Origin of the sequence: Bacillus sp. FSL K6-4563 (assembly GCF_038630405.1) — a bacterium.
Lineage (GTDB): Bacteria > Bacillota > Bacilli > Bacillales > Bacillaceae > Bacillus > Bacillus pumilus.
Genome location: NZ_CP152030.1, coordinates 1,049,466 through 1,061,827, shown reverse-complemented (window position 1 = coordinate 1,061,827; position 12,362 = coordinate 1,049,466). Strand labels below are relative to the sequence as shown.

The window sequence follows — 12,362 nt, the reverse complement described above, 5'->3', positions numbered from 1 at the left end:
GAAAAAGAACCCCGATAAATGGGGTTCTTTTTTTATACTGTGATTAAGGATGATTGCACGTAGTGATAAAGAAGATTCGCTGTATGGACAAGGGAATCTTCATGCGTTCGTTCAAAAGCATGCGAGGAATCGATCCCTGGACCAATCAGTCCATGAATGATATCATGCCCTGCTCGAATCGCTGCTGATGCATCAGAGCCGTAATAAGGGTAAATATCTAAACGGTAATCTATGTTGTTCTCTTCTGCTAATGCAGCTAAATGCTTGCGTAATCCATAATGATAAGGACCGCTTGAGTCCTTCACACAAATAGACACGCTGTATTCATCTGTTGATTGACCATCGCCGATCGCTCCCATATCGACAGCAAGATATTCCACCGTTTCTTCTGGAATATTGGAGTTACCGCCGTAGCCAATCTCTTCATTATTGGAAATTAAGAAGTGCGTCGTATGCGGCAGTGTGATATTTTCCTTTTGAATGCGGTGGATGAGTCGTAGCAAAAGCGCTACACTTGCCTTGTCATCAAGGTGTCTTGATTTAATAAAACCTGATGACGTCACTTCCACTCTAGGATCAAATGAGATAAAGTCCCCTACTTGAATCCCAAGTGCTTTGACATCGTCTGCATTTTTCACCTTTTCATCGAGACGAATCTCCATATTTTCTTGGTTTCGTTTTGCTTTTCCAGCATCCGCATAGACATGAACGGACGTTTGATGCATAAGAATAGTACCTGTGTATGTATGACCTGTTGCTGTTTCAATTTCACAATATTCGCCTTCAATTGAGTTATATTGAAAGCCTCCAATGAGTGCAAGACGAAGCCGTCCATTTGATTTAATTTCCTTTACCATTGCACCGAGCGTATCGACATGTGCTGTCAGCATGCGGTGTTCCTTGTCATCAGTTCCTTTAATAGTAGCAATTAAGCCGCCCTTACGATTTCGTTTTGTCTCAATATTTACATCTTGTAAAAAGCGTTCAACAAAGCCGATCACCTTTTCTGTATTCCCTGACGGACTTGGGATCGATACGAGCTTTTGAATTAGCTGAACGGTTTCGTTTACTTCAGTAGTCATTCGGCATTTCCTCCTTTGTGTGAAAGCAATTCCTTCCATTAAAATATATCGCTTCGGGTTCAAGATGTCTAATTTCAAATCAAAAATCCTTCCTCTATCAAGAGAAAGGATTCATTGATTAAGCTTCGTCTTGTTTCATTTTTCTTACGTTCCAAGCAAAGTATGCAGTTGTTGCCGCCATCATGATGATCGCAACTGTACCGAGAATCGCTGCTTGGTGCCATAAATAGCTGTCATCACCGCTTGCAATGATCGTTCTAAATCCATTGATTGTATACGTCATTGGAAGCAGACTATGAATGACTTGGAAGAACTTCGGCACAAGCTCAAGCGGGAATGTACCAGCACTTGCTGCGAGCTGAAGAACTAAGATAATGACGGCAATGAAGCGTCCTGGGTTCCCCATTGTTGTTGCTAGCAGCTGAATAATCGCTAAGAATGTCAGACTGACGACGATCGCAAAGAGATAGAAGCGCCAGAGGCTTTCCACCTCAAGACCAAGCCCAAAGATGAGCATCGTACTTGCAATGACTGCTTGAAGGATACCCACAAGTAGAAGCACGCTATATTTGCTGACAAACCATTCAAACGCATTTCTAGGGCGGCCAGCAGGGTCTTTCATTGGGAATACGACGGTGAGCATTAGAGCCCCAACAAAGAGTCCCATGGATAAAATATAAGGCGTGAGCCCTGTTCCATAATTATCAATCTTCTTCGCTGTATCATTTTCTGTTTTAACTGGGCTAGCAATCATATTGTAATTGTCTTGCCCCGCATCAATTTCACCTGTATCATCTGCAGCGCTTTTCAATTTATTGGACAGCTTACCTGTACCGCTTTTTAAATCTCCCAATCCTTTATCAAGCGATTTTGAGCCTTCGGCAAGCTTAGATGTATTGCTTTGGATATTTGTTGAACCACTTTCCAGCTTATTTAACGCTGCGCTCAGCTGGCTTGATCCATTCGCAAGCTTATCCGCACCGCTTTTCGCTGTATCAAGCTTTCCATTTGCTGTTTGCAGGCCATCTTGTAATTGGCCTTGACCTGTTTGAAGCTTCAGTGCACCTTGATACAATTTATTCGTACCAGACGTCATTTGGTCGATCGCATTTTGTATCGCAACTGTAGATGTGTACAGCTGTTCTGTTTTCTCTGGCAGCTGTTTGATTTGCTGCAGCTGCGCTTTTGCAGATGCAACTGCTTGTTGAACCTCACTTGCATCAGGCAGTTCCTGCAAGGCCGCTAAGCTTTGTTCGAGTCCAGACAGATCAGGCAGTTCGATTTTAGGCAGACTGTTCAGCTGATCCATTGCCGCCTTTTTCTCTTCATCTGTCATAGAGCTGTTTTGGATAATGCTTTTTACTTTAGCATCTCGATTTGATAGTGCTTCTTTTAATGAAGCAAGTTTTGTACTGAACGTTTTTGCGTCTTCTTTCACCTGATCGAGTTTAGGCGCCATCTTCTCTAAATTCGCTAATTCTGGTGACGACAAGACTTTTTCTACTGCTGCAATTTTTTCCGAAAAGGATTGGGCTTTGTTGTTTAGCTGCTCAATGCCTGCTGTGAATTGCGGCATTTTAGAAGCGAGCTGCTGATGTCCTTCTCGGCTTGTGTTTAATCCTTCGGTTAATGTATCAATTCCTGTACCAAGCTCTCCAAATTTCTGATCAATGGTTTGATAGCCTGTTAGGAGCTGACCAAGCCCACTGTCTAGAGACTGTATGCCTGTGTTCAGTTCACCCATTTTCCCTGCGAACTGATGAACACCTTCGCTATAGGTTAACGTACCTTCAGCCAATTTGGCTAAGTTGTCTTTTAATTTCGTACTGCCATCTTTTGCGCTTTTTGTTCCGTCATCAATTTTCTTCGCGCCATCGCTTGCTTGATCTAATCCTTTTGCAATCGTTTTGAAGTTATCAAAGATGACCTCGGCGTAATTTTTTGTGACTTCTTTTGAAACCGAATCTTTTAATTTGATAATGGCATTATTCGCAATTTGTGACGCCGCATAGTTGGCGCCTGGATTCGTATAATATTTCAGATTCGATTTTTTCGGATGTTTATCTAGCACTGTACTTGCATTTTTCGAGAAATTCTTTGGTATTTCCACCACGAGGTAATAGTCCTCGTTATTTAATCCTTTTATAGCCTTTTCATGACTATCGACAAAGTTCCATTTGAAATTATCGTTTTTCTTTAATTCCTTTACTAAATCATCGCCGACTTGAAGGGTTTTCCCGTCATAATGACTGCCTTCATCCAAGTTGACAACCGCTACAGGCAATTGATCAACTGTACCATAAGGGTCCCAGTATGCTTTTAAAAATACACCACTGTAAATCAGCGGAATAAATAAGACAGCTAAAATCGGGATCAGTAGTTTTTTGCTCGTTACAATGTCCTTCCATTGATTCCGAATTAAATTCATTGCTGTTTTCCTCCCATAGATGAATGACTAAATATAAAATTTGGTCATTTGAACTCAAAAAAATTATGTTGTTGCAGATAGTCCTTTTAAGACATAAAGCTCCAGCGATTCGGCTACCTCTTCTTTTGTTAAAGGCTCGTATCGCTTTTCCCAATCAAAAATCAGTGCAATATATAGTTTCACCATCACAAATGCAGTCAATTCAGGATCACAAGGCTTAATGTCGCCTTTATCCATCGCTTCTTGCACTTTCATTTTGATATAGCGAATGATCATCTGCTCCATTTTTTCGATCATTTCCTTGACCGCTGACGTGCCAAGCTCTGCATTTTCCTGAAAAATCTTAATTGTGAGCTGGTGGTTTTTTCGAAATTCTAAAATTGCAAAGAGTGCTAAGTGAAGGTTTTCAGAGAAACTATTCTTCTCATCAATTGCCTCATCCGCAATTTTCCTCATCTCTAGTAAAAGGGATGTGAAAATTTCATCAAACAACTCTTCTTTGTTTTTGAAAAATGTATAAATGGTTCCTTTTCCGACGTTGGCAAGCTTTGCCACAAGGTCCATTGTGGTCGCTTTATACCCGAATTGAGTAAATGCTTTCGTCGCACCATCTAAAATCATTTGTCTCCTATCAACACTCATGATCTCACTCCCGAAATGACTATTTGAACGTTTTGGTCATTAAGTACAGAAAGTAATATACCATATCCTTTTCCCCAGATGCAACAACTTTGTTCACATTTATGATTCCCAACTCTTTTTGAATGATTCGAACATGAAAAACTCCCTTTCCATGACAGAAAAGGGAGTTGTTTTTTATGAAAATAGATACGATACAGCCTCTGAGATGGCGGCTTTTCCTTGATCAATACAATCAGGGATTCCAACACCTTCAAAAGCAGCACCTGTGATATAAACACCAGGATATGATTGCTTAAACGTTTCTCGCATGTTCGAAATAGCTTTCTGATGACCGACGTGATATTGCGGCATACTTGTCTTCCAGCGAGTCACTGTCGTCAATTCTGGATCTGCTTTAATATCCATGATTTTCTTTAAATCTTCTAGCACGATGCTGACGATTTGACTGTCTGACTGCTCGACAATCGATTCGTCACCAGCTTTTCCGACATACGCACGCAATAGCGTTTTTCCTTTCGGAGCGGTATGCGGCCACTTTTTGTTTGTCCACGTACAGGCCGTAATAGAGAAATCACTGTTTCTTGAGATAACAAAACCAGTGCCGTCATATTCATTATGAACATCCTCTTCTTTAAAACCGAGTGCTACTGTTGCAACAGAAGTAGAGGTCATGTCATGCAAATACTCTAGCCCTGCTTCTTTAGGAAACATGGAATAAATCGATTGATGCGGCGTCGTGACAATGGCTGAATCGGCAAAAAGCGTTTGACCGCTGTCTAATTGCACACCATAGCCTCCATCCGTTTTTTCAATCTGTTTTACTTTTGTCCCTTTATACACCTTTGTCAGCTTGAGCTTACTTTCTACTGCTTCCACAAGCGACTGCAACCCTTGATTGATCGTTTGGAACTGTCCTTGTTTTTTCGCAGTCACCTGCTGCGCTTTCGCATGCTGCTGTGATTTTTTCATCCCAAGAATCAAACTGCGATGCTGCTGTTCTGTTTGATAAAATTGCGGGAAGGTGGACATTAAGCTCAGGCGGTCAATATCCCCTGCATAAATGCCTGATAGAAGCGGTTCAATTAAATTCTCAACGACCTCATCACCCACACGTCTTCTAAAAAATTCACCAAGCGACTGATCTTCGGTCTGCTTGCTTTTTGGCAACACGAAATCCATCGCCGCTCTTGCTTTTCCCGCAACTGAAAAAAGACCAGTTGTAATAAATGGGCTGATTTGAGTTGGAATGCCCATAACAGCACCTTTTGGCATCGGGTGAAGCTTTTCATTGACCAGTACATACGCTTGCCCAGTTTCATTATTGACGAGCTGATCGGACAGACCGACATCCTTTGCAAGCTGCGGCCCACTGACCTTTCTTTCTAAAAATGAATCAGGTCCACGTTCAATGATGTAGCCGTCTTTATATAATGTTTGTATTTTTCCACCTAGCCTAGGGCTCGCTTCAATAAGTGATATTTGAATCGGAAGACCTTTTTCTTCGACTTCCTTTTCCAAATAGAAGGCGGCGGCTAAACCAGTGATGCCACCGCCAATGATGACAAGGTGTTTTTGATTGTCATGCATAGGATCGCCTTCTTTTATATGATTACTTGCTTTCGTCAAGCTTCTTTAATACGACTGTTGCCAGAGCATCAATAAATGCTGGTTTCGCATTTGGCATTTCTGGACGATAGTAGGCTGCACCAATTTCATCTGTGACGACTTTACATTCATAATCGTTGTCGTATAACACTTCAAGATGATCAGCGACAAAACCAACAGGCACATACACGAATGTTTGATAGCCTTTTTGTTCAAATAAGTCCCGCGTTAAGTCTTGTACGTCTGGTCCAAGCCATGGATCCGGCGTATTGCCTTCACTTTGCCAGCCAATTTCATAGTGTTCAATTCCCGCACCTTCTGCAATCATTTTGGCAGATTGTGCGAGCTGATCAGGATATGGATCTCCTGCTGCAATAATTTTTTCAGGAAGGCTGTGTGCAGACACAATAAGTACCGCGGAATCTCTTTCCTCTTGACTCATTGATGCATACGTATCCTTCACTTGCTTCACCCAATAGTCCACAAACTTCGGCTCATCGTACCAGCTTTCAACAGACGTAATCTGTAGATTGCCAAGCTTGTCTGCCTCATCTTGTGCACGTTTGTTATATGATTTCACACTAAAGGTAGAGAAATGCGGCGCTAAAACGATACTCACAGCTTCTGTCATGCCGTCCTTGTGCATGTCAGCAACTGCATCCTCTATGAAAGGCTCGATATGTTTTAAGCCAATGTACACATGAAATTCAATGTCGTCTTGAATGTCATTCAAGTGATCACACAAACCATGTGCCTGCTGCTCTGTAATTTTTGATAAAGGAGAAATACCGCCGATTGCCTTGTAGCGATCCTTTAAATCTTGCAGCATTTCCGGCTCCGGCTTTCTGCCTCTACGAATATGTGTATAATAACGCTCAATGTCTTCTTCTTTATATGGGGTGCCATATGCCATGACAAGAAGCCCCATTTTCTTTTTCTCCACAACCAACACTCCTTCAGATCAATTGAAATAGTTTAGATGGATGATTTTTTATGTGTAGCTGAATAGTCGTGAATAAAATCGGTCAGCTTCTTTAACGTATCTGGTGAAACATCTGGAAATACCCCATGACCTAGGTTAAAGATGAAGTGATCTGATTTCATCCCTTGATCTAATATGTCTTTTGCTCTTTCTTCAATGACTTCCCAAGGAGAAAGTAAGATCGTTGGATCAAGATTTCCTTGTAACGTTTTTGTGAGCCCTTCTTTTCGCGCTTCGTCTACACTCATACGCCAATCAAGTCCAACGACGTCTAGCGGCAGGTCATGCCAATCTTTCACGAGATGGCTTGCACCAACTCCGTACATGATCATTGGTACATTTTCACTCTTCAACTCTGTGAAAATTCGCTGCATGACAGGTTTAATGAATGTCCGGTAGTCTGCTGCATTTAAAGCGCCCACCCATGAGTCGAAGATTTGAAACGCACTGACCCCTGCTTTTACCTGCGCGCGTATGTACGTGATCGTCATATCAGCTAATTTGTTCATGAGCAGCATCCATGTCTCAGGCTCACTGTACATGAGCGCTTTTGTTTTATGATAGTTTTTAGATGGACCGCCTTCAATCATATAGCTAGCCATCGTAAATGGTGCACCAGCAAAACCGATGAGCGGTACATTCAGCTGCTCCTTCGTTAAAAGCTGAATGGTGTCAAGCACATATGGCAGGTCTTCTTCAGGATGAAGTTCCCCAAGACGTTCGATATCTGCTTTTGTCCGAATCGGTGAATCAATGACAGGTCCAATGCCATTTTTAATTTCAACGTCCACTCCAATAGCTGGTAGCGGGGTCATAATATCTTTATATAAAATCGCGGCATCTACACCATATTGTTCTACAGGAAGTCGTGTTACATAAGCACATAGCTCTGGCTGATGCGTAATTTCAAATAGCCCGTACTTTTCTTTAAGGGCACGATATTCAGGCTGTGAGCGTCCTGCCTGCCTCATATACCAAACTGGTACATGGTCTGTTTTTTCCCCTTTGCACGCCTTTAAGAACGTGTCATTAAAAGCCTTCGTTTTTCCCATTACCTTTCATTCCACCTTTCGCCTTACACTCTCTTTGTATAAGGCTCAAACACTGCTTTTACTATACCGCTTTTTCAAGGCACGGTATACTAAACCGGCTCATTGTTCAAAAAATCGCCGAATATTAACGTCCAAAAGCCTCTGGCTTGACATATGGACTGCCTTCTCCTTCTTCTTGCGTTTGGGTATTATATGGAACCACCTTATACTCCGCATCTGAAAACACATTGGCATACGGCATTGTGTAGCTGCCTACGCCTGTCACTGAATCGATCAGCGTCTCGTTTCCATTCCTCTTTTCATAAATACGGTATTCAACGCGTTTATCCTCCTGCTTGTCCCAAGACAGCTCTAATGTAAACAATCCTTTGATTTTAAACACATAGCGGGCTTCAAATCCAGAAAGTCCTTCTAAATGAATTGGTGCTTGAAGTTCTTTAATCCCCTCTGGTTTTTTAAACGTTTCATTCGTTATTTGGGCTGCCGTTAAAATATCCTTAAACAGCTGCACTGGGTATTGACTTCCGCCAGTTAAATAGTGACTGTTATCGGCTTTGTCATACCCCATCCAAATCGCACCCGTTGTACTTGGCGTATAGCCGGCAAACCAAGCATCTTTTGTTGCACCCTTCACACCTGAATATGTGGTCGTGCCTGTTTTACCTGCTAAATCTCCAGCATATGAACCGCTCTGGGCTGTTCCGCCTTTGACGACTTGCTGCAGCATTCTTGTCATATTCCAAGCATTCTGCACGCTAAACACTCGTTCTGGCTTACTACGATTTTTCTCTACCGTTTCTCCTTCATCATTGGTGATTTTCTGAATGAAGAAAGGCTTTTGATATACGCCTTCGTTTGCAAATGTGTGGAAAGCTCCCGCGATTTGAAGTGGAGAAACCCCTTTTTCTAAACCGCCAAGGGCTATCGCAAGTCCTTGATCCGAAATATTGATTCCCATTTTCTCGAGATATGTTTTCGAAGTATCAATACCAAGCTGGCTTAATGTCCACACCGCTGCTGTATTCTTACTTTTCATGAGGGCCTCCACCATCGTGACCTTGCCTTCATACTGTCCATCGTAATTCTTTGGTGAATAACCGTCATAGCTTTTTTCTTCGTCTTCAAGCAGGGAATAAGGTCGAAATTTTTTCTCCTGTAGCGCAGGTCCATATACCGCGATCGGCTTGAAAACAGATCCAGGCTGTCTAACAGCGGTCACCCTGTTATAGCCCCTCGCTTGATATTCTCGTCCTCCAATTGCTGCTTTTACTCCGCCTGACTCATTATCAATAAAGATGGCACTGCTTTCAGGAGAACCGCTTTTTCCCGGGAAATAACGGTTGTTTTTCATCGCATCGTAGGTGACCTTTTGCAGATTCATATCAATCGGAACTGTTATGGTATAACCACCTTGAAGCAATTGTTCATGTGAAATGGCATACTCTGATTCTGCTTCCTTAATGATAAGATCGACATAGCTATCGACCCAAGGCGTTTCTGATTTCTTTTTTAAATGAATGCCTAGTGTTCTCCCTTTTGCTTCTACTGTTTCTGTTGATGATAAATATCCTTGCTCATTCATTAAGTTAAGAATCGTGTCCCGTCTTTGTTTATTTTTATCAGGGTGTAAAACAGGCGAGTAAGTAGACGGCGCCTTTGGCATCGCAGCGAGTGTAGCCCCTTCGCTGACCGTTAAATCTTTCACATCTTTACTAAAGTAATAATTGGCTGCTGCTTGGATACCGTAGACGCCATGACCGAAGTAAAGCTGATTCAAATACATTTCGAGCAGCTTATCCTTTGAATAATCTCTTTCTAAATTAATTGCAATGATGACTTCTTTTGTTTTTCGCAGAAAGGTTTTGTCATTTGTGAGAAAAATATTTTTTGCGAGCTGCTGAGTAATTGTACTGCCGCCCTCTACCTTTCCACCTGCTAATATATCTCGATAAACCGCCCTTGAAATTGACTGCGCATCAATTCCATGATGCTCATAAAACCGCTTGTCCTCGACAGACACAAAGGCTTTTGCTACTTTATCAGGTACATCCTTTATTGACACAGGGTCCCGGTTTTCTGAATACATACTTGTGAGTTCTTTTCCATTCCGATCAATGATTTGGGATGAAGCGTGAAATACAAGCTTCTTTTCATCTATGACATAATGTCCTAAAAATAAAATGGTCAGATAGCCAATAAATGAGAGTACGATTGTACTTCCTGCAATGACTAATGGAATGATTATCTTCTTTTTCTTCAAATTAGGTCACCTCATTCCTTTATACGGATAGTATGGGATGTATTGCTTCATAATATGTTTTATGGATTGACTACCAAAGAATTATATATCATTCTTTTGTTATACTATCAAGCGGGAGGCGGTTTAGATGAATGTCTATATAACCTATGGAACAGCAGATTTCTTGCATAAAATCGCAAAGAAACACGATCAGGAAAATCTGCTTTATATGGTCGGAAAAGAACAAGCAGCTCTTTTCCATGAGACGGAGGGCGAGACTGTTTTTAAAGCCCCTCATGCCTATGATGTGATTTATGCGAAAGGTGAGCTAGTCCAACCTGGCTTCGTCACCTTGAATCATATCCCTGTGAAGCTTGAAAGCAGAGCACTGTTTGAATCTACTTTTCAGAAGAAGACGAACATTTCAGAACATCAGCGGGGCTTCCAGGCTCTTCGTGTTTTAAGACCGAAAAAAGATGAAGAAGTGTATTTGATTATGACACTCTGGGAATCAGAGGACTTATTTGAAGACTTTCAAGAATCAGAAGCATTCTTTCAGCCAAACGATGATACTGGCTCCATCTTCTCTCGTCCTGCTTATCTCACATCCTATCATGCCGTTACAGACAATTAAGGAAGTGCTGCTTTCAGCACTTCCTTTTTTTATGAAAAAAAGCCCAATCGCTGGGCTCTTCATTTTATCGTCGTGATGTCAGCTCGTACCGATGAATGATCGGCTGAAGTACATAGAAATTCAATAGGATCCATCCTAATAAGATCGGCCACTTCAGCATAGGTGAAGCCCCTTTCAATTGAATGAGCATCACCAATAGCGGAATCAAACAGATCATGAAAAAAATCATTTTTGATACAAAGGTTTCTTTGATTTGATGCCGACAGCTTGGACACATCATCATTTTCGTATGTGATAAATGAAACTTTTCAACGAAAGAAAACGCTTTTGAACAATTTGGACAGCTCCCCAATACAATTCCTCCCTTTCTCCGCTTCATAGCACCTTCGACTTTTATGTAAAATGACCTTTTGATGCGCATACGACATTCTCTTCTGTTGAAAGATTCTAACAATTACCATACAATCAGTAAAAGAGCATGAAGGAGGTTTTCAAATCAATGACAATATCCACTTTACAAAAAAGCATCAATGAACGTCTTGATGAACATTATGAGGAAATGGTTGAAATTAGACGCCATCTCCACATGAATCCTGAACTTTCTTTCCAGGAAGAAGAAACAGCCGCTTTCATCGCCAGCTACTATGACAGATTACATATACCAACACGTACACAGGTGGGCGGCCATGGTGTACTCGCCTTTATCGAAGGAGCTTCTTCGGGGCCGACGATTGCCCTCAGGGCTGATTTCGATGCACTTCCTATCCATGATGAAAAGGAAGTGCCTTACAAATCGACAAAGCCCGGTGTGATGCATGCCTGCGGGCACGATGGACACACAGCGACACTACTTGTCTTAGCGAAAATTTTGAATGAGCACCGTGATCAATTAAAAGGGAAAATCGTCCTCATTCATCAGCATGCGGAAGAATATGCGCCAGGCGGTGCAAAACCAATGATCGAAGATGGCTGCTTAGACGATGTCGATGTCATATTCGGGACGCATCTTTGGTCTCCAGAGCCTTGTGGCACGGTTCTTTATAAAAGCGGAAACTTTATGGCAGCTGCCGACCGCTTCTCTATCCGAGTTCAGGGGAAAGGCGGACACGGCGCCCAGCCTCACTTAACGAAAGATGCTGTACTTATCGGTTCACAAATCGTCACAAACTTGCAGCAAGTCGTTGCCCGTAAAGTCAATCCAGTTGATTCTGCTGTTGTATCTGTTGGAGGTTTTGTAGCAGAGAATGCTTTTAACGTCATTGCAGATTCTGCAGTTTTGACTGGTACTGCACGGTCCTTTGAAGAAAGTGCACGACACACCATCGAACGAGAAATTGAACAGGTCGTAAAAGGGGTGTGCGACATGCATGATGCCGGCTACACATATGAATATGTGAGAGGATATCCTGCTGTCAAAAATCATCCAAAGCCAACTGAATATATTGCTGACATCGCAAAACAAACAGATGGTGTCACAGAAGTAAAAGAAGCGGAAACCCAAATGGGCGGAGAAGATTTTGCTTACTACCTTCAGCATGTCCCTGGTACCTTCTTTTACACAGGCGCTATGCCTGAAAACAGCGAAGACGCGTATCCCCATCACCACCCGAAGTTTGATATCAACGAAAAAGCAATGCCTATCGCAGCAAAGGTACTCGCCCGTGCTGTCCTTTCCTACGATGAATAAAAAAAGCCGCT

Annotated in this window: 9 protein-coding genes; 2 read left to right on the top strand and 7 right to left on the bottom strand. The window is 42.1% G+C overall.

What is annotated here, in order from left to right:
* Positions 1-32: 32 nt before the first annotated feature.
* The 7 genes from MHH54_RS05160 to MHH54_RS05130 form a co-directional block, all read right to left on the bottom strand.
* Positions 33-1,082 (bottom strand): M42 family metallopeptidase, encoded by a 1,050-nt coding sequence (locus MHH54_RS05160; RefSeq protein ID WP_003212389.1) that lies wholly within the window; start codon positions 1,080-1,082, stop codon positions 33-35.
* Between the two features lie 118 nt (positions 1,083-1,200).
* Positions 1,201-3,510, bottom strand: a complete 2,310-nt coding sequence (locus MHH54_RS05155; protein ID WP_106035913.1) for a YhgE/Pip domain-containing protein — start codon at positions 3,508-3,510, stop codon at positions 1,201-1,203.
* 63 nt (positions 3,511-3,573) lie between these two features.
* A complete protein-coding gene (locus MHH54_RS05150) occupies positions 3,574-4,152 on the bottom strand; it encodes a TetR/AcrR family transcriptional regulator (RefSeq protein WP_034620016.1) in 579 nt (192 codons plus the stop codon).
* Positions 4,153-4,326: 174 nt separating this feature from the next.
* On the bottom strand, positions 4,327-5,739 hold the full coding sequence (gene hemY, locus MHH54_RS05145; protein ID WP_342500763.1) for a protoporphyrinogen oxidase: 1,413 nt from the start codon (positions 5,737-5,739) through the stop codon (positions 4,327-4,329).
* Between the two features lie 22 nt (positions 5,740-5,761).
* Positions 5,762-6,700: a ferrochelatase gene (gene hemH / locus MHH54_RS05140; RefSeq protein ID WP_003211288.1), complete on the bottom strand. Its 939-nt coding sequence runs from the start codon at positions 6,698-6,700 to the stop codon at positions 5,762-5,764.
* Between the two features lie 32 nt (positions 6,701-6,732).
* On the bottom strand, positions 6,733-7,791 hold the full coding sequence (gene hemE / locus MHH54_RS05135) for a uroporphyrinogen decarboxylase (protein WP_003211982.1): 1,059 nt from the start codon (positions 7,789-7,791) through the stop codon (positions 6,733-6,735).
* A gap of 124 nt (positions 7,792-7,915) precedes the next feature.
* Positions 7,916-10,051 carry a PBP1A family penicillin-binding protein gene (locus MHH54_RS05130; protein WP_106029919.1) on the bottom strand — a complete coding sequence of 712 codons (2,136 nt, stop codon included), beginning with the start codon at positions 10,049-10,051 and terminating at the stop codon, positions 7,916-7,918.
* Positions 10,052-10,178: 127 nt separating this feature from the next.
* On the opposite strand from MHH54_RS05130, the gene MHH54_RS05125 reads away from it, so the two are divergent.
* Together MHH54_RS05125 and MHH54_RS05120 are read left to right on the top strand one after the other, a co-directional pair.
* Entirely contained in the window at positions 10,179-10,664 is a 486-nt protein-coding gene (locus tag MHH54_RS05125) for an antibiotic biosynthesis monooxygenase (RefSeq protein WP_003211655.1), read from the top strand.
* 499 nt (positions 10,665-11,163) lie between these two features.
* On the top strand, positions 11,164-12,351 hold the full coding sequence (locus MHH54_RS05120) for a M20 family metallopeptidase (RefSeq protein ID WP_106029918.1): 1,188 nt from the start codon (positions 11,164-11,166) through the stop codon (positions 12,349-12,351).
* Positions 12,352-12,362: the final 11 nt, after the last annotated feature.